The organism is Enterococcus mundtii (assembly GCF_003957375.1).
GTDB classification, from domain to species: Bacteria; Bacillota; Bacilli; order Lactobacillales; family Enterococcaceae; genus Enterococcus_B; species Enterococcus_B spodopteracolus.
In genome coordinates this window covers 1,261,524-1,284,857 of sequence record NZ_CP025473.1, presented here as the reverse complement: position 1 = coordinate 1,284,857, position 23,334 = coordinate 1,261,524, and the positions used below count along the sequence as shown (strand labels likewise).

At 35.5% G+C, this 23,334-nt stretch carries 19 protein-coding genes; all 19 read right to left on the bottom strand.

Features of this window, described 5'->3' with window-relative positions; translation table 11 throughout:
* Window positions 1-17: 17 nt before the first annotated feature.
* The 19 genes from CYK55_RS06415 to cysK all read right to left on the bottom strand — a co-directional run bounded on the left by CYK55_RS06415 (window position 18) and on the right by cysK (window position 23,242).
* Complete coding sequence (locus tag CYK55_RS06415) at window positions 18-947, bottom strand: hypothetical protein (protein WP_034690561.1); 930 nt, start codon at window positions 945-947, stop codon at window positions 18-20.
* Window positions 948-966: 19 nt separating this feature from the next.
* A complete protein-coding gene (locus CYK55_RS06410) occupies window positions 967-4,305 on the bottom strand; it encodes a lysozyme family protein (protein ID WP_126134063.1) in 3,339 nt (1,112 codons plus the stop codon).
* Entirely contained in the window at window positions 4,298-6,607 is a 2,310-nt protein-coding gene (locus CYK55_RS06405; protein WP_034690557.1) for a VirB4-like conjugal transfer ATPase, CD1110 family, read from the bottom strand. Before CYK55_RS06405 ends, CYK55_RS06410 begins: the two co-directional genes overlap by 8 nt.
* A complete protein-coding gene (locus tag CYK55_RS06400; protein ID WP_034690555.1) occupies window positions 6,549-6,899 on the bottom strand; it encodes a PrgI family protein in 351 nt (116 codons plus the stop codon). Before CYK55_RS06400 ends, CYK55_RS06405 begins: the two co-directional genes overlap by 59 nt.
* A gap of 15 nt (window positions 6,900-6,914) precedes the next feature.
* The gene (locus CYK55_RS06395; RefSeq protein WP_034690553.1) at window positions 6,915-7,739 is read right to left on the bottom strand and encodes a hypothetical protein; all 825 of its coding nucleotides are present in this window, start codon (window positions 7,737-7,739) and stop codon (window positions 6,915-6,917) included.
* Window positions 7,740-7,767: 28 nt separating this feature from the next.
* On the bottom strand, window positions 7,768-8,004 hold the full coding sequence (locus CYK55_RS06390) for a hypothetical protein (protein ID WP_010735554.1): 237 nt from the start codon (window positions 8,002-8,004) through the stop codon (window positions 7,768-7,770).
* A gap of 2 nt (window positions 8,005-8,006) precedes the next feature.
* On the bottom strand, window positions 8,007-9,413 hold the full coding sequence (locus CYK55_RS06385; RefSeq protein WP_126134062.1) for a VirD4-like conjugal transfer protein, CD1115 family: 1,407 nt from the start codon (window positions 9,411-9,413) through the stop codon (window positions 8,007-8,009).
* A 5-nt stretch (window positions 9,414-9,418) separates the two neighbouring features.
* Window positions 9,419-9,745 carry a hypothetical protein gene (locus CYK55_RS06380; protein ID WP_126134061.1) on the bottom strand — a complete coding sequence of 109 codons (327 nt, stop codon included), beginning with the start codon at window positions 9,743-9,745 and terminating at the stop codon, window positions 9,419-9,421.
* 35 nt (window positions 9,746-9,780) lie between these two features.
* Window positions 9,781-11,241, bottom strand: coding sequence for an HTH domain-containing protein (locus tag CYK55_RS06375; RefSeq protein WP_080693192.1), 1,461 nt, complete (start codon window positions 11,239-11,241; stop codon window positions 9,781-9,783).
* A gap of 324 nt (window positions 11,242-11,565) precedes the next feature.
* Window positions 11,566-12,918, bottom strand: a complete 1,353-nt coding sequence (locus tag CYK55_RS06370; protein WP_126134060.1) for a lytic polysaccharide monooxygenase — start codon at window positions 12,916-12,918, stop codon at window positions 11,566-11,568.
* 930 nt (window positions 12,919-13,848) lie between these two features.
* Complete coding sequence (locus CYK55_RS06360; protein ID WP_002288571.1) at window positions 13,849-15,294, bottom strand: IS1182-like element ISEfa7 family transposase; 1,446 nt, start codon at window positions 15,292-15,294, stop codon at window positions 13,849-13,851.
* 81 nt (window positions 15,295-15,375) lie between these two features.
* Complete coding sequence (locus CYK55_RS06355) at window positions 15,376-16,233, bottom strand: helix-turn-helix domain-containing protein (RefSeq protein ID WP_241234802.1); 858 nt, start codon at window positions 16,231-16,233, stop codon at window positions 15,376-15,378.
* 540 nt (window positions 16,234-16,773) lie between these two features.
* Window positions 16,774-17,349, bottom strand: a complete 576-nt coding sequence (locus tag CYK55_RS06350; RefSeq protein WP_034690543.1) for a lipoprotein — start codon at window positions 17,347-17,349, stop codon at window positions 16,774-16,776.
* Window positions 17,350-17,806: 457 nt separating this feature from the next.
* The gene (nth, locus tag CYK55_RS06345; protein ID WP_034690540.1) at window positions 17,807-18,472 is read right to left on the bottom strand and encodes an endonuclease III; all 666 of its coding nucleotides are present in this window, start codon (window positions 18,470-18,472) and stop codon (window positions 17,807-17,809) included.
* A gap of 1 nt (window position 18,473) precedes the next feature.
* The gene (locus tag CYK55_RS06340; RefSeq protein WP_034690537.1) at window positions 18,474-19,178 is read right to left on the bottom strand and encodes a DnaD domain-containing protein; all 705 of its coding nucleotides are present in this window, start codon (window positions 19,176-19,178) and stop codon (window positions 18,474-18,476) included.
* Window positions 19,179-19,413: 235 nt separating this feature from the next.
* Complete coding sequence (locus CYK55_RS06335; protein ID WP_034690533.1) at window positions 19,414-19,704, bottom strand: DUF5960 family protein; 291 nt, start codon at window positions 19,702-19,704, stop codon at window positions 19,414-19,416.
* A gap of 261 nt (window positions 19,705-19,965) precedes the next feature.
* Entirely contained in the window at window positions 19,966-21,318 is a 1,353-nt protein-coding gene (locus CYK55_RS06330; RefSeq protein WP_010735565.1) for an NADH oxidase, read from the bottom strand.
* A 386-nt stretch (window positions 21,319-21,704) separates the two neighbouring features.
* On the bottom strand, window positions 21,705-22,130 hold the full coding sequence (locus CYK55_RS06325; protein WP_034690531.1) for a Fur family transcriptional regulator: 426 nt from the start codon (window positions 22,128-22,130) through the stop codon (window positions 21,705-21,707).
* Window positions 22,131-22,312: 182 nt separating this feature from the next.
* Entirely contained in the window at window positions 22,313-23,242 is a 930-nt protein-coding gene (cysK, locus tag CYK55_RS06320; RefSeq protein WP_034690529.1) for a cysteine synthase A, read from the bottom strand.
* Window positions 23,243-23,334: the final 92 nt, after the last annotated feature.

Genomic DNA, 23,334 nt, shown 5'->3' with positions numbered 1-23,334 from the left:
AATTTTTTCAGAGTCGATTAACCATTCAAGCGATGTTCAAGCAACTGTTCTAAAGATGTATTTTCTTCTCTAAATACACCTGTTTGAGTTAATCTCACAGCTTGATGTGGTTTTTCGTAATCATTTACCCATAAAAACATTCCTGGGAGAGAATTCATGCGATAACCAAATTGTGTTTCTTCTAATGTGATCTCGAATTTTTTAACTGCTGAATTTTCATCGGTGACTGACAGTTCTAACACGCATAATGTCTCAGAAACATCTTCAGAAATAATGCGATAGTGAAAAGTTCGACTTGTTTCTTTTCCATCCTCCACTTTTCGTTGGACAAATGTATTTTCTGTAAAATCAATCAATACATGACTATTCATCGTCGTATTCGTCCAACTACCTTGAAGTAAAACGTCATTCCATTTTTGATTGATCCTCTCATTCGCTTCATCTTCGCCAGAATCAATCATTTCTTTCGCCTTCTCCAACAATTCAACACTTGGATAAAAATAGGTAGTGTCACCTTCATTGTCTTCGTAAAAGAAGATCGTTTCTCCTAACCTAGTCATCAGCTCAAAAGAAACTTCCTCTTTCTCTTTGTCCGTTAGAACAAGTTTTGTATCTACTAAGCGATACTGCCCCGTTGTGAGCCAACTGGTACTTTGATAAGTTCCGTCATTTTTTAATTCCAGAACCATGCCATCTGCTCGATCAGAATACCAAATTCCTCGATAAACTAAAGCCTCGTTTCTTTCTACTAGATTTAGTTCTTCGTCTCTTTGTTCACTAAAAGATAAACGCTCACTACTCGCTGTAGTTTTTGAATTTCCATTTGTTCCATGGTGAAAAAAGATCGAGTAGAAAATAAAACTGAACATTGTGATGAAAATGACACTAGCTATTATCACGATTCTTTTTCCTTCTTTTGACTCAACTATATTTTTTAATCGTTTCATTGTTCGCCCTTTTCTTTTTTTATTGAAGAATACCGTACCCCGAAATGCTCGGATCATTGAGGAAATAGGTTCTTCTGGCTACTTTATTGGAAGTATTGCCCTCGACGGTTTGGATGATATTTCCATCTGTAAATTCCACGATTCCCACATGATCTTTCCCTGTACCACCTCCATTCCAGTCAAAGAAAATCAAATCACCTGGTTGTGGGTGGTAACTCTCTGAAGTTTTCCTATAGTTTCCTTTTTCCGTTAACCAGTTGATCATCTCTAAACAATTTGCTGATTTTATTATTTTTTCTTGATTAAGGTACCCGACTTGATCTGCTACCCAACTTACGAAGATCGCACACCATTCAACTCTCCCTTCAAAACCATACCATCTCCAATACTTATCACCATGAAAAGTACCAATCTCATTGATCGCAGTCTCAAGAAATCTTGAGTTTTCGAGCCAGAGATAATTGGTAACAATAGGTACATAGAACATATTTCCGTAAGCATATCGCCAAGAAAATCCATGGGCTACAGCTACGGGATGAGTATAACGAACGATCTGTCTGTTGCTTTTTTTTCTTGCATATAGCTCTGCATGTAGAAAGCTATATTGTTTATTGGTAGTTGCTAACCAATTTAAAAAGTCTTCTCCGTAGTTATAGGCTTGAAGAGCCGCACGATCATCAAGATGTAAGGTTTTCGCTTTACCTAATAATTGGGAAAAATAGTGCGTTCCTCGATCAATTGATAGTTCTGGATCCTCAATTGTATTAGGAGCTAAACCTTGTGATTCACTAGCTTGCATAATATCAGGAAATCTTTCTGCATCCCCACCAGACTCTACTTGAATGATTGCTAAGATCATATTGACATATTCTGGAATCCCATACTTTTCACAGGCTTCTCGGACAAGATGTTCCCATTGTAAAATCATTTGTCCGGGATTTTTTAGACTTCCCGAGATCGATCTTGAAGAATCATGTATAAATCCTTCTATCTCAGAGGGATATTGATATATCAAATCAAAAATATAAGCAGACGGGTAAATGTGTCTATTTGGCCTGAGTGTTCGCCGTTCAATGACTTCAACTTTCAAATTCCCCGTTGTTTCTCCTATCAGTGTCTCAGCATTGACCCAATCTCTGTTTCTCACTTTGATATTTTTTAACGGAGATAAAACAACTCTTTTATTTAAAGAAGTATTAATAGTGACAGAACTATTCCCAACGGCATGAACTCTTCCTGAACCAGAATTGTCGATGCCGTAAACAGGTTTACCAGCTTCAGCTAGTAATTCAATGTAATTCTGTTTATTTCTGTCATTTAATCCACGATAGCCATATTTTTCAACAACGATGGCCTCTTGATTCATACCAAAAGGACTTTGTAAAAATACTTTATTTTCAAACCGATCTAATTCCTGGATCGGACCAAACTTATCTTTTTCTTCTTCTGAAAGCGTATCTGAATTTTCATCAATAAATTGGCTGATTGTTTTGATCTCAATATTGATCAATGCCACTTTGATCGTTCGATGAGTTGGCCGATCTTCTTCGATAGGTGGATCTGGTTGTTCGTCACTTGGGTTTCTATTTGTTTGCGCCTCATGTGATGAGCTTTCCTCTTCATTCTCTGATTCTTCAATCTCTTCTTCTAAATCGTTTGTTTCTTGCGAGGTATCATCGTCTTCTTCTAATGTTTCCTCGGTCCCACTATCTTCTAATTCTTCTGGTGCTTCATCAGTTCCATCATCTTCTTCTGACTCTTCTGGCGCTTCCTCAGTTCCACTATCTTCTTCTGATTCTTCTGGTGCTTCATCAGTTCCACTATCTTCTTCTGATTCTTCTGGTGCTTCATCAGTTCCACTATCTTCTTCTGATCCTTCTGGTGCTTCATCAGTTCCACTATCTTCTTCTGATTCTTCTGGTGCTTCATCAGTTCCACTATCTTCTTCTGATTCTTCTGGCGCTTCCTCAGTTCCATCATCTTCTTCTGATTCTTCTGGTGCTTCCTCAGTTCCATCATCTTCTTCTGGATAAATGATCGGAACTTCTCTTGTTTCGATTTCTGTCGTGTAACTAAAGGTATATCTATGGATTCCTTCTACTTCTCCACGGACTCTCGTTGCACCAAAAAGATTACTGTCTGCTGAAATTCGTTGTTGGATATCATAGTTTTCGTATTTTGCATTTAAATAATAAAGATAAGTATCTGCATCAGAACTATACAAAAAATTATTATCTGGTCGTGCCACACCATTTACAACGAAATAAACTTCTTCAATTTCAGAATTTTCTGAAAAATCTTCAAAAACCTTTTGTACTTCTTTATTCATCTTGGCATCCAAAAATGTGACATGTTCATATGCCTCTGCTAATGCCATATCTTCTGTTTTTATCGTAAATATACTAGCGATAAAATTAAAGATAGCGATAATTACGACGATTACGACGATCACGACCGCCAAAATCATCATCACTTTGACGGACAATAACATAAGGATCAGTTTGAGAATAATCAATAAGACTAAAAGAACCCCAAGAATATTTAATTCGCCTTCTTTGTTCCTGCCCACTGTATCTATTGCTGCTTGTGCCAGATTTTTTTTCAGTTTGGGTTTGAATTTCTTTTTCGATGGAATTTTGGTTTGCTTTTTTAATCGTTTGATTTTATTGGAGTTACTCAACACTTGATGTTTACGTTCAAGTTTGTCTTTGATACCGAATAGTTTATCTTCAAGCTTCTTTGCGCTAGACTGCTTATTTGCAGTAAGTGTGTTCTTGATTCCAGCTAGATCGAGAGCATTTTTATCTAGACTTTCTGATTTCTTATGGTAGAACTTTTTTGAGCCTAGCTTTTGCTTGTTGATTTTTTCAGAGGAGAGCTGAATTCGCTGATTCGTCCTACTATTATGAGTTGAACTTTTTCTTTTTTTTATTCCTAAAAGCGCATGATCGATTTCTTTAGGTGAGCGATGTTTATTCTTTATGAAATAGGCCTTTTCTCTAGTGGTACTATGTTTTTTATTTCTATTTATTTTGTTTAACTTTTTTTTATTTGTCATAAGATGGCGCTTTTTAAAACCACTGTCGTTCGTTTTTTTGCTTGTTACGCCTTTACTTAATGGATCTTTTCTTGACTGGCTATTCACCATATGTTGTTTGAAATCAACGATATTTCTGTTTTTCAGCTGTAAGTTGTCTCTTTTTTTTCTTGCTAATTGTTGTTGACGTTTTTTTAATCGGAGTCGCTTCTTCAATGCTTTCTTTTTTTGCTCTTTCGTACTGACACGGTTCAATTTGATCGATAACAAATCTTGCTGCTTGTTGTTTTCTTGTTTATTCCCCTCGTATGTTTCATTCATAATCTTGCTTTGTCTTTACCTCTTCACCAGGTTTAGTTGTCATAATTTGATAGAGATTTGTTTCTTTAGGAAGTCGGTCTTCAAATGGGATGATCGTGTCCCCAAACACCATCAATCCAGTACCTTCACTTCCATTCAACACATACTTTTCCTGCTCTTCCGATATATCGAATAAACGAGTCAACTCTGAGCGGTCAGATTTTGCTTGATTGAACATGACAACGAAATCACTATTTGAAAGCATTCTTCTAGCTAGATCCGAAAGCAATAACGTCTCTACATTTTGGGTGATCCCCGTCGGTATAGCGCCCCACTTTCTTGCCCTACTCCACAATTCAAAGAAATAATTTTCTGAGTATTCATTTGTAAAGAGTAACTGTAATTCATCAATATATAACCATGTACGAATTCCTGATTCTCGATTCAACGTGATTCGGTTCCAAATTTGATCTAACACAACTAACATTCCAAACGGCTTGAGTTGTTTTCCTAAATCTTTGATGTCAAAAATAATCAAACGTTTATTCAGATCCACATTTGTTTTTTTAGAAAATAGTGCTAAACTACCTTCTGTGTAAAGTTCTAATTCAATCGCCAATTGCTTTGCTTCTTCTTCTGGCTGTGCATTTAGCGCCATATAAAACTCTTTTAATGTCGGTAACTGCGTCTGTTCTTGGTAAATTTTTCGGCATACTCGGTCGATGATTGTTTTTTGTTGGGAAGATAATCCTAAAATACCTCCAGTGATCAGCTCACAAAGTGAAATCAAAAATTGGGTTTTTAAAGCGATTGGGTCTGCATCATCGCCATAGTTACTATTAATATCCATTGGATTGATGCAGGTGTTTGAATTACCAGCCAATCGAACCATTTGGCCATCAAATTCTGAACAAATATGCTGATATTCCGATTCAGGATCAATGACGATCACTTCGTCTTTGTCGTTCCTAAGTAAAACATTAACGATTTCTCGTTTGACAGAGAAACTCTTACCTGATCCTGGTGTCCCCAAGACAAATCCATTCGGTGCCATTAGTTTCTTTCGATCAAGAATCGTTAGATTTTTTGTCACTGAATTGATTCCATAATAATTTCCGTTCTCATGGAGCATTTCAGAAATTGAGAATGGCATCAATGCAGCAACCGCCGATGTGGCTAATAATCGATTCAATGGAACATGATTTTTTCCAATTGGTAAACTCGTATTTAAAGCAAGCTTCTGTAAATAAGCAAGTTCAATGATCGTGCAGCCAAATCTTCGTCCTACCGATTTGATTTTACTGGCGATTTTATTTAATTTATCCTGATTCTCTGCGTAGAAATTGATCAACACAGTTACTTCAAATAGTTTCTGGCTTTTACTTTGTAATGAATCTAAAAGCTCTTTTGCTTCATCCAGAGAATAAGTTAGATCATATGGTAGCATGTCATAATCGTACCCACTGTTTAAGGCTTTACGCTGCTCATCCACTTTCTGCTGATCCATATAAGCCATTTTAGTCTTTACTAAATCGAAACTACTTGCCATCGGTATCGGTTTACAACTCACTGTAAGAGTGATTTCCTCATCGATCTCCATAAGTCCTGTCAAGCATTCATCTGATAGTTCGGCAGGATAACCATTCAGATAGAGGGTCTGATTTAGTTTGTTATCGATTCTGATCAGGTGTTTATCTAATTTGAGATCGACTTGTTTCGGTAGTAATGTATGATTCTCATTATTTAGGATTTGACCGATCAATTCTTTGCGTTCTTCCCCTTTTAAAATATGGATGCTAGAACCAATTTTTCGAGCGAATAAATCCATTTGATCGGCAATTAAGAGCAACTCTCTTTCAGCAAATTCCTGATTCTCATGTTTTTGAGTAAAGGTAATAAAAATTTTCTTTTCAAACGCATTCTTCTTTTCGTTGATTTTCGCTTTTAGATAGTCATTCATTTCTTGACGGTATCTATCATCATATTGTTCATTTTTTTCTTTAAAAAGCACATGATTCAATTCTTCGACTGTTTTTTTCTTTTTTACCAGTGTGACTTTGTAATCGATAGAAGCTTCTAAAGAATTTAAAAACTCACAATATTTAATGAAATTCTGCATACGTTGTTCCTCGGAACAAAGCTGATAACTTATATCGTCAATATTAATCGTTATTGAGTATTCATTCTCAGAAATTAGACAAATGCCGTTATCATAGATTTCTTCAAAAAGTAAAAAAGATTTTTTTTCTTCTTGCATATTTTTCTTATTCTTGTTTTGTCTGAAGTTCACTTTCATGAAATTGGGACGTATCAGATTCTTCATAAACAACTACTCCTTGATCAAAATGGTAAATAAAAAAGTATTTCAAATAGCGTTCAAAAGGCAGTCCCTCTTTTTTTAGCCACCCAAAAGCGACGATTGGCATTGAAACGAGAATCATCAACCAACTGATTACGTCCATGGAATAGCCAAAAAAACGAACAAACACAAAACTGATCACGATATTAGTCAAACCTGCGACAGACAGAAAGCCTAATTGACGTACGCTCATGCCGGCTACGATCCGCTCTTTATATTCGCGTACATCTTTATGGACTTTTACTTCAATTGCCATCACTTTTACTCCTTTCTATGAGGCAGATACAATCATCTTCGCCCATCCTTTCGTTTTGTTGATTGCAAAAATCAAAGCAATCATGTAAATCGTCAAACCAAAAATCAACGACCACATACCTCTTCTATGACTATCCAAAAAATTCACGAAAATCAAAGGATAAATGGTCAACACTAATGCAATCATTACAGCATGCAGTGAGGAAGCGGCAAAATTCTTGAAAAATCCTTTTGCCATAGTTGAAAATTCTTGATTAGGTAATGCCGCCATTGAAATAGGAGCAATCGCACTAAAGATATATAACTCAAAAAACCTCAGGTATACGATAACATGGATAAAAACCCCTACAACTAAAGAAACAAGGAATAGAACCACAAAGATCATTAATACAACCATTACTTCCCACCACGAAAGGCTTTGTACGACTGAATCCACAACATTGTAATAAGAGTCTAAAAGATCGGTTCTATTGTATGCCAGTATTTGTCCAGCTAACATCGATCCTAATGCGACAATAGCATCAAGGATCACTTGAATTCTTAAGATGACAATATAGCAAATAATAAATTTCACAAAGGATTTCATGATCATTTCAAATCCCAAAGTAGGAGCACCACCAGCATTCTCCACTTTTAAAGAAATTTTTTGAAACTCAAATAAGATAAATACCGCTAGTATGGAAAAAGCTACTGGAGCTATTATCGTTTGTTGGATCTCTCCTGCTACTCTATAGGCAGAAGCCATATATTCTTGTAATCCCAAACTTAAGGTATTTGCAATATTTTCACCATTCAAGTACCCCATCATCTGGGTGAATAGCATCATTATCGCTGCGCGCACTGATTCACCTTCTTTCTATTAAAATTTTTTATCTACTTAAAAGTGAACCAACATCAAATGCAGTTACAAACCAAACTGCGGCTACTAAAATCAAGGCACCGCCGACCACTTGCCAAATCCCTTGTTGTAACTGTGGACCATTTTTATCTTTTAATGCACCAGCTAGGATGACAGTTCCCCAAATAATCCATAATCCTCCGCCAACCATCGTAAATCTTGAAATCAAGTTAAATACATCCTGTAATAATTGTTGGTTATTGTTCATTTCTATTTATTCTCCTCTTCATTTTTTGGTGATTGATTTCTTTCGTACCAATTCTCTGGAGTCACATCTCCGAGTTTTTTATAATTTTTATGTTTCGTAATATCATATTTTTCTGAGATAAACGGAACTATTCCACGGATCTTCAAAATCGCTTTTGTTCCACTAAGATTCGCCACTTCATCTACATCCAATAAATTCCGACCCATTTTTTGATAATTTTCACTGTAGTTCCCATTACTACCTTTGGTGATACTAATGTTCTTGTGCTGGATCGTTTTCTTTCCTAGTAATTTGGAGATATACTCATGCGTGCTTAACTCCATCCCACCTAAATAAAGAAAAACGTCACTGGTCCCGATGATTGTTTCCCAAGTATCTTTGTACAAATTTTTAAGCTGACTAATGTTTTGTAAGATCACATTGACCGATATCTCACGACTTCGAATCACTGAAATCACTTTTTCAAAGTCTGGAATCTGTCCTATATTGGCAAATTCATCTAAGACACATCGCACATGATGTGGTAGACGACCTTTGTAGACATTGTCTGCTTTGTAAACTAAGCTATCGAATAATTGTTGGTACAACATACTTGCTAAGAAATTGAAACTTGTATCTGTATCTGACAATAAAATATAGATAATGGTTTTCTTGTCCCCAACGGTGTCTAATGCTAAAGTATCTTTACTCACGATTTTTTTGATATTCGGAATATCAAAAGGTGATAATCGCACACCTAAGCTGACTAAAATACTTTTTGCGGTGCGATCCCCCGCTAATTTGAAAATTTTGTATTGCGCCACTGCAAAGTTGGCAGGATCTTTTTCTTCAAGTTCATTGAAAATCACATCTAGTGGGGAAACATAATCTGGCACATCCTCTGGACAGTTTGCTAAGCGGACCATTTCAACGACGTTCGTCAATGTTTGATCTTCTTCATCAACTTCTTGCAAAAGATAACTGAATGTAGCCATCAATAAGGCAGTTTCAGCTTTTTCCCAAAAATCATCGCCACCCTTTTTTTCAGGATCTGAAGTATTTTTGATCAAGTTGTTGACGACTTTTAAAATATCGTCTTCGGTACGGATGTAAGTAAAAGGATTATAGTAGTCTGTATTTTCCCGCGTGATCAAGTCAAAAACCTTGATTTCATAACCTGCTTCTTTAAACATTGTTGCTGTCTCGCTTAACAATAGTCCTTTAGAATCACTGACGACATAAGAGGAATGCAGTTGCATCAAATTTGGTTTCACATAAAATCTTGTTTTCCCTGATCCAGCTCCTCCTACTACGATGACATTCTTATTCCGATTAAAGTTATTAGATTTAGTGATCTTCATACGACCAGACATAGATAGCGATTCACTTTTTGTGAGAATGATATTGTTGTCTTTTTTTTTATCCATCATTGGCTTTATGTCTTTTTTGTTGCCCCATCTGGCACTTCCATATTCAAACTCGGTATGTTTCGGCATACCTGAATGATACAAGATACCAAGAGCAAGCCCCCCACGATTGTCAATGTACCAATGATACTTGCTATACTATAGCTAAAATCAAACTCAAAGCGACTAACTTCTAGTCCAAACTGGTCGATTGTGCGAACCAAGACTTGTGCGATATCTTCTGTCTGTTGTCGGAAATTCTCGTAAATTAGGATGGTCCGATTTGCCGTATACGCGAATACAAGAAATAAAAATAGTAAAAGTAATTTATAATACCAAGTCTTTGAGTTTTTCAACTTGTCCTCCTAAACGACATAAGTTATCTTTGTTATTATCTAAAATCCGTAACGAGCAAGTCTGAAACGATATCCATCGTTCGGTCAATATCTGCTTTTTCTGGTAGATAAAACATTTTGGTTTTATCACCAACTTGATACGGAAATGGTAGTATATTTGTCACTAATATATCTACATCAAGTGGATTTTCAATGGTTTCCAATTGTTCCTGGTACATGATGCTTGCTCTAGTGTGTAGATATCTTTCAATAATTTCATTTAAAGCAAAATCCGTTAAAAATCCTCGTTTCAATGCAACAACAACTGTACTTAAAACTTCACATGCCTTGTTCGTATATAAGAAAAGTAATAAGTCAGAAGTAAATGACGAAGCACATCTTTTTTGAAGGAAATTCTTTTGGATCGCTTTATTTTTTTTGATGACTGTATTCATTTCTTTATATAGTCGCCGGTTGATTGAATCAATCAACATCGCCGATTCTTCATCGTTATATGAAAAATCAATTTCAAGTTCCTGTTTGATTTTCTCTTGAAATAAAAAGCAATTGACAATTGAATACAGTTGCTCATTATCAACTTGGATCCGGTTCCCGAGAACACTCTTGAGATCTAAAACCAAATGTTTGACTGTCTCGGAAAAACCAAAGTATTCTGCAAATCCTTTATTGTGTTTTTCTATCTCTGTGTAATAACATTCATGTAAATGGATCATACAAGCTATAAAACAACACTCTTCAAAAATGACTTCTTTAGAGTAGGTCTTGAAACAATCTAATTGAATAAATTCAACGAATAATTGATTCGTTAAGGGATTGTTTCTAAACCAATCTAACAATCGCGACTGGATATATAATTTGTCTTTTCCAAACCGGATAAAAGTTAAAGCAAGTATTTTCTTTGTGATTGATTGGGAAACATCCGAACATAATGCCAAAACAATTTTGGTTATTTCTTCCATTTCATTTTTATAGGGGCAATAATCTTCGATCTCTAGATAAGCTGATTTAATGTAAAGATCAATAAACAGTTTTCTGATTCTGATCTCTTTCCCTATAAATTCAACCGGTGAAAGTTTTAAATTCAAACCATATTGATGGCAGATTTTCTTTAGCTTTCGCATTTTTTGGATCACTGTTTTCTCACAGTAGTGTAATTCCCAGCTCCAATCGATCACCTGCTTCAGTTCACCTGTAAGGATACTTGTTGTCACTTTTACTAAGTCTTCATTCATGTAATAAGATTTTTTTTTCTCGAATAATTTAAAATGGTTCAATACAAACATGCTGACCCCTTTATAGGAAGTCAATATTTCAATTGTGTCGGAAAATTCATCTTGAATCGTTTTTAAATCATTGGTAATCGTTCTTCTAGTTACTTTGAGACTTTTTGCAAGATATTGAACGGTCACATTTTTTCTTCTTTCTAAAGTATTCAAGATAAATACGACACGTTTTTTGTAATCATTCGATATTAATCGTTCAAGAATCTCTTCCACTTACCTTCCCCCTTTCACATAACAACTTCACTATAAACAATCTGTTTTTTTATTTCGAGGTATTGAATTTCCCGACTTAGAGAAAAAAATTTCTTTAGAAGACGAAGTTTTTTTAAAGTTTTTTTATAGGTTTTAGATTTGAGAGATAACAATAAAAAAGAGACTATACAAATTGTATAGCCTCTTTAAGGCGTCATTAATAACAATATCCCACTATTTTTATTTATTTACAATAAATGGCCCTCTGAGATTTTAAGCTTTCTATAAAAAAGTTATTCTATTGGAATCCTAAATTAATTCAAAAGACTAAAAGACTTTTAAAAGTTATTTAATTCTAAATAAACTAGCGGCACTATCTGGCGCCCAAGATGGGTCCCCATGATTATCATGAGTAACTAGTGTCGTATAAAGTTTTCCCTCATGAAAAATAATTTCATCCTTAGTATATCTCACAGGATTAAACAAACTTCCTAACTCAAATTGACGATGTTCATTTGGTGGTGCAATTTCATTTGTTTTTGTTGAAATCACTAAGCGATTGCTTGCCTCTGATCGAATAGAATCATTGCTCACTGCTTTGATCGTATACGTATACTGAGTCCCAGCATTCAACCCAGAATCTAAATAAGTTGTATTCCCAGTTTGACCAACTAATTGGCCATCTCTATAGATTTCATATGTTTTGATTCCTGCAGAGTGGCTCGAAGGATTCCACATCAATGAGATTGAGTTCACTGTTTCCCCCATTGAATGTAAGTTGCCTGGTCTTGTTGGCACTTCTACTTCGTTATCTGCTAACGTTGTTACCTGAAGCGCATCACTTTTTTCAGATACTTGTCCGGCAAACGATACTGCTTCGATTTCATACTTATACGTGGTATTCGCTGTTAATTGACTATCTTGATAGTTGTTCGCAGAAGTTGTAGTAATCAGTTGACCATCACGATACACATTGTATTTTTCAACAGTTGCTTGTGCATCCCAAGAAAGTGAGACTGACTGTTTTGTCGTATTCACTGCTCTAACATTCGTTGGTTTATTTGGTACGACTGGTATTGCACCACTACTCTTGATATTCGCATCAATCACATTGTAAAAAGCATTCGCAGTATCACTAATATCCCAAATTGCTAAAATAACGTGATACCCCATTCGGTCTTCTGGAATATTGACTGTGTGCGTTGCGCTAATATTCGCAGAAGATTGTCCGCCACCATCGATTTCCGATAATAACTCTAGATCTTCTCTCGCAAGTGGTTTGTTTTGATCCCAACCATTTTTCGTGATGTAGTAATGATATTTCGCGGTTCGGTGATTTGCCGTAAAATGCCAAGTGAAATTATTAGGACCAGTACTGATATCTTGCTTTGTCCATAAAGTTGCTGTTTGTTGATCTAACTGAAAACCTAATGCACCATTTGCAGAAGCAATTCGTCCATCCGCTGGCCCCGCTGCTGGGAAGCCTTTCAATGCTTCTAAAGATTGTGGCTCATTGATCACTGCCCCATATTTCTGAAATGCTGCAGTCCAGTTGGTGCGAGCATCTAATGACCCTTGGTATCCTCGACTAATTGGTTCCCTTACATACCCATGTGCAGAAACATCTTTTGTCGCACCAAAAATTATTCCTCCTAGACTTAAAACCAAAACAACACTACCCAATAATCTTTTTTTCATATCATACCTTCCTTCCAATATTTTTTGTTACATTATTTTTATAACATAATAACTTATTTAAAAACAGCATACTAACATTGATCAAACATTCACAAAAACACATATAAAAAAACGAAAATATTTATATATAAGTATTTATATATTGTGAAAAACATAACTATTATTCAGTTATTGTTCATTTAAACCAAGAGATGATAAACAGATTTGGCGAATAACTGCGATTTATCGTATCTGATTATGTTATTTAGTCAATCGGTATCAAAATTTGTACGTATTTACGATAATTTTATTAAAATACGATCCTAGCCTTGTCCATGAATCCTTATCTGAAATATGCTTAAAATAAAATAGATCTTTATCCTCGTATCCATGAGTGTCCGAAATAACGATATCAGCATGATCATACGATTCTACGATTTTTATTCGTTTATTATTGTAGTAATGAGTAATAACATTTTCGACTATATTTTTAGATTCTGGAAGGTTAAAAAATTCCACATAAACTTTATGTTCAGATTTAAGACTGTTGGAGGCTAAGCTTCCTAAAATGACTTGCACAAAACTATTTTTGATGTGATTGTAAGAAGGTTCATTTTGGTAAGATTTTAAGTTTTTATCAATGCAACGCTCTATATAGGAACCATAACGATTTGTTGGTAGTGCATCATGGTATATAGGCATAAATTTATATAATTCCAAATGGTGGATAGTGACTAATTTGTTTGTCAAATAATAGAGTAGTTGGTAAAAAATTGTTTCTGGTATATGAAAGTAATCAATCATGCACGTGAGTAATTTTTTACATTTGGTAACGATTGAATTCTTCTTTAGCCCCCCTAGCTTTCTTCCTAGTTCTTCTTTTTCTTCTTTCTTATTTAAATCTTGTGCAAAATAGTTGGATAAAAAGGCGAAATGAATACATTCATTTCGTCAGACTGTAGACAAAAGCTGTTCCAAACTCGTAACTCGAGCTTGGAACAGCTTTTTATCTACTTCGTTTCGAATTTTTGAACAAAAAAATAAAGGCTCCTTGCCTTTCCATAGCCAGGTGGCTAATTTCTTTAAATTCATTGCAGCAAACACTAGCATCGTATGCGTCGCGACTTTTTCCAAGCCTCGATACTTGGTCCAACGCATCCCATGCTTTTCTTTTGCATCCGCAAATATTCGTTCAATCGTTTGTTTCCGTTTTTTGTAAATTGATTTATTCAGATCTGTTAGGCGAAGATGTTCCACTTCATCCATCAGATCTCCCCAAACATGTCTCGTGATGACTCGTTGATGATTTTTACTTTTGGTACATTGGTTTAGCAGAGGACAGTTCACACATTCTTTTGGATTGGATTTGTATTCTCGGTACCCTTCTCGAGTAACCGTTGAAAAAGCGAGCATTTGATCTTGCGGACAAATATAACAATCAAAATACTCGTCATAGAGAAACTCATTTTTTGATAATAGCCCCTTTTTCCCTTTGGGCCTTGAATAAGGCAAACAAGGTCGAAGGTTTAAATGAGTCAAAAAGTGAACAAACTTAGGTGTCTTATACCCAGCATCAGCGACAACACAATTGATTTCAGGAAAAAGTCTCTTCGATTGTTTGACGAGCTGAAAGGCGACTTGACTGTCATGAATATTTCCAGGAGTGATGATTGTGCTAAGAATAAATCCATTGTCGTCGCATGAAGTATGGGCAGAATAAGCAAATTGTTTTTCTCGTTCGCCTTTGACGTAGTAGCCGCTTTCCGGATCAGCTTTACTTATTTTTCTTTCTTTCAGCTTCACTTCCTTTTCTAAGTCCAAAGTAAAAGGGCGTTTTCCAGCCTCTATTCGTTGACGATTGATCTCATCTTCTAATTCATCCTGATAGGCTTTCGCTTCATCATGGGTCATTTCTTTCGTAAACTTATGTTTATTGGCGTTAGCTTTGATGTGGGTAGAATCCAGATACAAATTATCCTCTGTTACAAAACCTGCTTTAACTGCTTGTTCTAAAATGTAGGCAAAAATATCCTCAAACACCGTCGTTTCTCTAAATCGGCGAACATAATTCTTTCCAAAAGTTGAGAAATGGGGGATTTTCTCCTCGAAGGAGTAGCCTAAAAACCAGCGGTAAGCGACATTGGTATCGACTTCCTTAATGGTTTGTCGCATGGAACGGATACCGAATAAATACTGAATAAACACCAATTTGATCAGAATCACTGGATCGATACTTGGGCGACCTAAATCGGAGTAAGTGGCTTCGACGATTGGATAAATAAATTCAAAATCAAGCGCGGCATCAATCTTTCGAACGAGATGATCTTGAGGAACTAGATCATCAATCGTAAGCATCGCAAATTGATTTCTACCATTCGTATTGTTTTTAGACATCATAGCTATCACTCCTTGCATTCGTTTTCATAAATCTATTATAAAAGAAAAGACTGTAGACATCATCCATAAAATGGACTTTGTCTACAGTCTGGCGAAATGAATACATTCATTTCGTGCATTTGTTCCATCTATCATCTTTTTGACAGTCAGCTTTTCTAAACACGCATCCATCTCCTCCTTATAGACTGTTTCTCCCAGCTCCACGAGTTCTGAGGATAGATCCTGGATTTGGTACCCGTTTTTCAATGATATCAAACTGACCGCTAATAAATAGTTGATACGCTTTTTCCCTAGCGGAGATAAATTTTGGTAATGATCAAAGTTGATGGATAAACGTAAGTTGATCACTTCTTCTTGCGTAATCGTTTTGAACAACCAATAGTTTCCTTTTGAAATGACAGCAATTCCCAGATAATGCAACATACGTATAGTAGATTCACTACCTGTTAACTCAATCAATGTTTCATTGATCTTCATCAAACGAAGATCAATTTTTAGTATTTGAAACAATTCTTTCAACTTTCCTAAAAGTTTGTATACATGTGACTCACTATAGATTAGATATTTTGCGATATCTGAAACACTGAATTTCCTTTTTTCCAACACATATAACAATGTCTGATACAAATTTGACTCTGCAAAATATCTTTCTTGAAAAATATTGATCAATTCGAGATATTCCGTATCGGTTAGTTGTGGCATACAGCGCAATTCATCTTTATCTAGAATCAAAGAGGTGTGTGTGTGTTTTGAGAATCCACTTTCATCATATTCTCTCATCAAATTTTGAAGTATCTTCCTTGCTTGTCTTTTTGTTAGATCCATTTCATCTTCCAGCTTTTTTATTGAGACTGCTCCATATTTCATTTCTTTTAATACCTTCATTTGTTGAAATTGTGTTTTTGTAATGAATAATAATATTAATTTATCTGGCAGCATATTTATTTTCTCCTCAATCTATAGTTGAAATGTAAAAATTCAAATAGTATAACATCACCTCAATCTTCCCCTGTCATTTTTAAATAGCAAAAATATTCTTACTATTCAGAAAACTAAAGATACTTGTTGATTTATAGTAATTATTTGACATGAGAACGGCGTAAACCTTCGTTCACTTTTAAGCGATAATCTAAAATAACTATTATAAAAAAACAAGTACAATTTAATATTAAAATATTTCTGCTTAAAATTCCAATAATTATAGTCTTGAATTTATTTTATTCCAATAAATTTAAGAGAAATTTATTGATTTATTTGCATGCGATACCTAGCAAAAAAACTGAAGAACCAACGAGTTGTCTCGTTTGATCCTCCAATTGCTTTACAAATATTGCTTAAAATCATTTCATTTAGTGCCTATAATTTATTTCGATGATTCGTTTGACTATCCTACATTATGTATCAATCTTACATGATGGAAGTTTTAAAAGATCAAGCAGGATAGTCAGTCATTTTGTTGATTTAGCCATACATCTTTTCTTATCCGAATGGCACACTTGAGTGATGTAACTGAATTTTTAAGTCGCCATCCTCATCTATAATATACCCAAAGGTGTATTCTACCTTGACTTCTTCGTTGGTTTCCCCAGAAGTAAAATAATATACACCTGAAGAAATCGCTGTATCACCGTTCAAGATTGTATCGTGATTATCAAAGCGGATATCTGTCCAAGGCTCTAAAGCAAATCCACTATCTTCTGCGATGTCCCCACCAACAAAATAAGATAGTGCTTCATCTTTTGTTCCACGAAATGGTACTTCCGCAGCTTTTGTTGGTTTGAAGAGCACTTGACCGTCATCGTAAGCATATAGATTTTCCAGTGTCTCAAGCGCTTTTTCTTCGGCTTTTTCGTCACTTTCCAAACTAGCTTCACCAATTGCAATTATATTCTCTGCCCATTTTTGTTGTGCTTCTTCTACATCCGAAAGGGTAATAACCGGCGTTTCCTTCTTTGTCTCATTTGTTGTACTAGTTGTATCTTCTCCTTGGGCAGATGTAGCGCATCCAGCCATTGTTAAAACTAAAGTTGATAAAAGTAATGTTTTTTTAATCATATAGTCCCTCCTCTATAATTAAATTTTAACAGAAAATTTTTTTAAAAATCAAAAATATAACATACTTTAAATAAAATAAATAAATTAAACATGTTATAATTTCTTGATTTTAATATGTATATCCCCAATAAAGATTATAATAAAATAACTAATTTGTTTAATTTTTATAATAATGTATCATTGTTTATTCTTGTTTGTATTATTTGGCAAATTTGCTTGTAATGTTATAAATAATTATTTATCCTCTTTCTTTCAAGTAACCTTTCTCCATCCCTTTTTCTTTAAAAAAAAGGAGCGAGATTTTCGTCCGCTGGCATATTCTAAAACCGAATGAATGGTAGGAATAAAAGTAACTACTTTAAAAATAAGGCACTTTCCACAAAAATTTGAAAAACAATTTTCGTGAAGAGTGCCTTATTAATCGATGCTAAACACTTCTGTTCTGATCTTTTCTTTCTTATTTTAAACGTTTGTTCGTAGGATTTTTCATGCGCATTTTTCCATCCTGGCACATATCCAGTAAAGGACATACCTCACAACGGGGACTTCTAGCAGTACAATGATACCGTCCAAAGAAAATCAATGTATGATGCGTTTTTACCCATAAACTTTCTGGCACCTTTTTCATCAATGTTTGTTCAACTTCTTGTACTGACGCATCCAATTTACAGATCCTTAGTCGTTTCGTCACACGTTCTACGTGAGTATCAACTGCTATGGCTGGCACCCCAAATGCATCCCCAAGCACCACATTTGCTGTTTTTCTACCCACACCAGGTAACGAGACCAACTCTTCTCTTGTCTGAGGGACCTGTCCTCCAAAATGATCAATCAGCTGTTGCGCGCATGCTTTAATGTTTTTCGCTTTATTCCGATACAATCCAATTGTTTTTATTTTAGGAATGATCTCTTCTAGTGGGGCTTTAGCTAACGCCTCAGGAGTTGGAAAAGCTTCAAATAGAGCAGGTGTTGCCTTATTGACCGAAACATCTGTCGCTTGTGCACTTAAAATGACTGCAATCAATAATTCATAAGGATTCTTATGTTGTAATTCTCCATGCGCTTCTGGAAACATCTCATACATTTTCTCAAAAGCTTCCATTGTACGTTGTTTACCTAACATATTACTCCCATTCTTCCAGCCAATTCTTTAATGATACTTTTGGCAACTCTTCTTGTTGGACTGGCTGGTCGATTTCTTTTTGAAGCAGTTGCTGCTTTCTGCGTTTTTGATCTTCTTCTACTTGCTGTTTGGTTTTTAAATTTTTCCGTTCCCAAGATAATAAGATACGGTCGATATAATTGAAACTATACGCTTGGTTCAATACAGCCTCCCGTAAAGCTAGTTTCAAAATCTCAGGATGATAATGGTCCTCTTCCAACCACTGTCCGATCCGTTGAAATTCAATAGAGGATAACGGACGTCCAAACTCTTGTTCAAATAATTGATAGACTGAACGTGTCGTTTTTTCTTGGACTTCTTCTTCTTGCTTTAGAGAGTCTTTTTCTAATAATCTTTCTAAATGCACATAAGTTGGTGTCAAATCATAGCGATCCGCTTTACGTCCATCAATAAGTGTAGTTTCGATTGCTATGAAATGACCACTGACCAATCGATTCAAAATTTGAAAAACTTTTTCTTGCTTGACACCCATATTCTGGGAAATATTCATCAGATCCGGGAATGAATCTCCTTCTGATTGTGCCATATGCAACTGTAATATAAATAAAAATTCATCTGCTTGTAGGCCGATACGATGATAATTTTTCAGCAAAAGATTGGAAACGATCGTTTGACCAGCTTTTAAATAGTTTTCTAAATTCAACATTATTATCCCTCTCTTTAAAATTAGTATACGTAAAAACAAGAATTGAAGCAAGAAAGGATTATTTGAATTTTTTTAAAATGTTTTAGTGGTTTTTATATTTATTTTTCACTTTTCGGAATATATGTATACTAAAAAAAGCCTGCTTGTATTAGCATATGCTCTCCTCTTTAAAAAGGTCTCATATCTAATCTACAAGCAGCTTAGAGAATGACGCTCACGCTCGATAGAACGTTTATTATTGTCCTTCGTCATCCGTTCGTAGCTCGTATGGTTGTCCTTCATACGTATACTCTGTATTCAATGTTCCATCATTTTCATCGGTATAGATCCGTCGACTAAACGGGAATTGATGGTCCTCACCATCTTTTGTCTCATCTCCAGATAAAACGAATTCTTCTGCTTGAGTTTCATTTAATTGATTGATCACTTCTTCTGCTAAAGAATCGATATCGATCGTTTCATTCCCTGTCACTTTTTTGTAATCTTCAATAAAATTATCCTGTTGTACAAAATATTCTTTTTCCATAATGATCCTCCTCTAGTCCAACTTACTACATCTGCTTTGTTGGAAATTAATTACATCTATTATTTTGACAAAAAAAACAAAGGAAAACAACTAATTGCAACTGGTGAAGTCTGCAACAAACCATTCCTGTCTCGTGAGAAATAAAACAAAAAGTGTCAATAAACAATTTTGACCTTTAAATAGCCAGTTGAGTTCCAAAAAAATAGAACCATCAGGAAACAATATTGCTTCCTGATGGTTCTTCTATGACGCTTTGACAAATTATTGAGCGGTCTCGATTTCTCCTAGAGCTGCTTGTGCAAGAAGATTCAAGTAGTTCCAAGGACGGTCAAAATGAGGTTGGAAGAAGAAGTCAGAAAGAGCTAAGTCTTCAACAGTCATTTTATTTTGAACCGCTAATGACATCGTATTAGCAGATTGAGTGATGTCGTATTTAGACATGAATTGTGCGCCTACGATACGATTTGTTCCTTTTTCATATACTAATTCCATCATGACTTTTTCAGTCGTTGGCATGAATTCTGGACGATAGTTATCTTCAAATAGTGTTGCTTGGACATCCAAGTTATTCATTGGGGCACTTTCTGTTGTTACACCTGTTGAACCGATCGTCCAACCGAATAAGTACAAACCAGAAGTTCCTTGTGTTCCACGATAAGCCATTTTTTGCTCTGTTAAATTGTTTCCTACTAACAATCCTTGACGGACTGCATTTGTTGCTAAAGGAATATAGTTTTGCGTACCACTTGGGTTATAATTGACAACTGCTGAATCGCCCGCTGCAAAAATATCTGGATTGCTTGTTTGCATGTACTCATTTACTTTGATTGCGCCGTTTGGCAATGTTTCCACTTTACCTTCCACTAATTTTGTATTTGGTCTGAAACCAACGCACAAAATAACCATATCCGCATCAAATGTTTGGCTAGCTGTAGTTACTTGTTTTACTTTACCATTCTCATCTGGAATGAACTCAGAAACGTTTTCACCTAAAGCTAAAGTAACTCCACGATCGACCAATTCTTTTTCTAATACATCCGTAAATGGTTTATCAAGATATTTATTCAAGATACGATCTAAACCATCGATCAATGTCACTTCTTTGCCAGATTCGACAAACGCTTCAACTAATTCGATCCCAATATAACCACCACCAACGATCACTACTTTCTTCGCCTCTTCTGCTTTAGCAATGATTTCGTTTGCTTGGTTATAGTTTTTACATAAAAGAATATTTTCAGATTCGATCCCTTTGATTGGCGGAATGATTGGCCATGAACCAGTAGTCATTACTAATTTGTCATAAGAAACTGTTTCAGTTTCTCCAGTTTTTAAATCTTTTGCTGTGACTTGTTTGTTTTCAGTGTCAACATCAGTGACATCATGTTCCATTTTCACTTTCGCACCTAACGAAGCTAACTCTTCAGGGTTTGAATAGAACAAGCCTGCTGGGTCTTTCACGACGCCTCCAACATACAATGCGATCCCACAAGATAAAAATGAAACATTGTCGTTACGTTCATAAACTGTAACATCTGCTTCTGGGTTGTTTTTTAAGATACTTTTTACTGCTGCTGTTCCTGCATGGGTACAGCCAATTACTACTACTTTCATGTGTGTCCCTCCGATAAACGATTTGTCCTTTGACAATTTTTACTATAGCAAAATTAAAACGTATCCAACAGTTTTATGCTTGTGAATTCACAAATGCTTACTTATCATATTTTGCGCATTTCCAATTTAAAACACTGATAAATAAACATTCTTTTTGTGAACTTTTAAACTAAAGCCTCTGCGCTTGTGAATGAATACGAAATCACATAAAAAATTGCATAAATATTTGCGCCTTTCTTAAAACTATCAGTGTACTCCCTTCTTAGTTTCACTGGGGTAGTTATGTTATGTTTTTCTAAACGACACAAATGAAACACAAAATGAAACACAAAAAAAACATCAGCAAAGTCATTTGACCTTATCGATGTTTCAGATGTTCGCACGATTTATTTTTTGCAATTCGGACATAGCCCATATAATTCTAAACGATGATCATGGATTTCAAAATCAGTTAAGCGCCCCGCCGCCATTTCAATATCTTCTAGCCCAGGATAATGAAAATCAACGATCGTCTCGCAATTTTGGCAAATCACATGATAATGTCTTTGTGAACTAAAATCAAATCGGCTTGATGCATCACCATATTTCATTTCTTGAACAAACCCGATCGATGTGAACAATCGTAAATTATTGTAAACTGTAGCAACACTCATATTAGGAAAGCGATGCTCAAGTGCCTTGTAGATTTCATCTGCAGTTGGATGCGAACGATGCTCGATCAGATACTCTAAAACTGCGTATCTTTGCGGCGTAATCCGAATATTTTCTTTTTTCAGTTGCTCGATCGCCGCTGCTACTTTTTTATTTTCCATATAAACAAAACCCCACCTTATTGTTCTTTAATTATCATACTATTTTTATTTTTTTAAATCTACATATTACGGAAAGAAAAAGAAAAGAATTTTATAATTTAGCCTATTTTATGCAAAAAAAGTGTAAAATAACAGATGTTTCACCATTATTTCACACTTTTTATTCAGAGTTTCACGTAGACTTACATATCCTGATACAAAGGAGTAGACAAATAACGTTCTCCATTATCAGGAATAATCGCAAGAACTTTTTTTCCAGCTCCTAGTTCTTTAGCTACATTAAGCGCAGCTTCAACTGCGGCTCCACCTGAAACACCCACTAAGATTCCTTCTTCTTGCCCCATACGGCGAGCTGTGATCATTGCTTGCTCACTAGATACTGATAAGACTTGATCATATACATTCGTATCTAACGTATCAGGGACAAACCCTGTCCCGATGCCTTGGATTTTGTGTGGACCAGGTTCTTTTCCTTCTAAAACGGCAGATTCGGCTGGTTCAACTCCAACGATCTTAAGTGTTGGATTGATCCGTTTTAATTCGTGTCCCGCACCGGTGATCGTTCCACCAGTACCGATTCCTGCGACAAACGCATCCAGCCCATTCACACCAAATGCCGCTTGGATTTCTGGACCAGTCGTTTTTTCATGAACTAATGGATTAGCTGGGTTTTCAAATTGCAGAGGCAAGAAATAACCATTTTCTTCAGCCAGCCGTTTTGCTTCTTTGATTGAACCACTGATACCTTCTGTTCCTGGAGTTAAAATTAGTTCTGCTCCGTAGCCCTTCATCAATAAGCGACGCTCGATACTCATCGTTTCAGGCATGACAAGTTTCACATGATATCCTCTTGCTACACCGACCATCGCTAAACCAATACCAGTGTTCCCTGAAGTTGGTTCAATGATCGTATCACCCGGTTTCAATATCCCATCATGCTCTGCTTTTTCAATCATATTCAAGGCAATACGGTCTTTCACGCTTCCACCTGGATTGAAGAATTCCAATTTAACAAAAACATCCGCAGCTCCTTCTGGAACTATCTTATTTAATCGAACGATAGGTGTTTTACCGATCAATTCTGTAATCGACTGATAAATCTTCTGTGTCATATTTTTTCCCCCTTCATTTGCTTCTCTATTAATCATAATACAAAAGAGGTACTTCTGCGAGTGATTCTTACTGGAGAAGCAAAAAATAGAGA

Bases quoted from the DNA above. Each gene is read 5' to 3' on its own strand.
- CYK55_RS06415 (WP_034690561.1), bottom strand. From the start codon at position 947: ATGAAACGATTAAAAAATATAGTTGAGTCAAAAGAAGGAAAAAGAATC.
- CYK55_RS06410 (WP_126134063.1), bottom strand. From the start codon at position 4,305: ATGAATGAAACATACGAGGGGAATAAACAAGAAAACAACAAGCAGCAA.
- CYK55_RS06405 (WP_034690557.1), bottom strand. From the start codon at position 6,607: ATGAAGAATCTGATACGTCCCAATTTCATGAAAGTGAACTTCAGACAA.
- CYK55_RS06400 (WP_034690555.1), bottom strand. From the start codon at position 6,899: ATGGCAATTGAAGTAAAAGTCCATAAAGATGTACGCGAATATAAAGAG.
- CYK55_RS06390 (WP_010735554.1), bottom strand. From the start codon at position 8,004: ATGAACAATAACCAACAATTATTACAGGATGTATTTAACTTGATTTCA.
- CYK55_RS06385 (WP_126134062.1), bottom strand. From the start codon at position 9,413: ATGATGGATAAAAAAAAAGACAACAATATCATTCTCACAAAAAGTGAA.
- CYK55_RS06370 (WP_126134060.1), bottom strand. From the start codon at position 12,918: ATGAAAAAAAGATTATTGGGTAGTGTTGTTTTGGTTTTAAGTCTAGGA.
- CYK55_RS06360 (WP_002288571.1), bottom strand. From the start codon at position 15,294: ATGATGTCTAAAAACAATACGAATGGTAGAAATCAATTTGCGATGCTT.
- CYK55_RS06355 (WP_241234802.1), bottom strand. From the start codon at position 16,233: ATGCTGCCAGATAAATTAATATTATTATTCATTACAAAAACACAATTT.
- CYK55_RS06350 (WP_034690543.1), bottom strand. From the start codon at position 17,349: ATGATTAAAAAAACATTACTTTTATCAACTTTAGTTTTAACAATGGCT.
- nth (WP_034690540.1), bottom strand. From the start codon at position 18,472: ATGTTAGGTAAACAACGTACAATGGAAGCTTTTGAGAAAATGTATGAG.
- CYK55_RS06340 (WP_034690537.1), bottom strand. From the start codon at position 19,178: ATGTTGAATTTAGAAAACTATTTAAAAGCTGGTCAAACGATCGTTTCC.
- CYK55_RS06335 (WP_034690533.1), bottom strand. From the start codon at position 19,704: ATGGAAAAAGAATATTTTGTACAACAGGATAATTTTATTGAAGATTAC.
- CYK55_RS06330 (WP_010735565.1), bottom strand. From the start codon at position 21,318: ATGAAAGTAGTAGTAATTGGCTGTACCCATGCAGGAACAGCAGCAGTA.
- CYK55_RS06325 (WP_034690531.1), bottom strand. From the start codon at position 22,130: ATGGAAAATAAAAAAGTAGCAGCGGCGATCGAGCAACTGAAAAAAGAA.
- cysK (WP_034690529.1), bottom strand. From the start codon at position 23,242: ATGACACAGAAGATTTATCAGTCGATTACAGAATTGATCGGTAAAACA.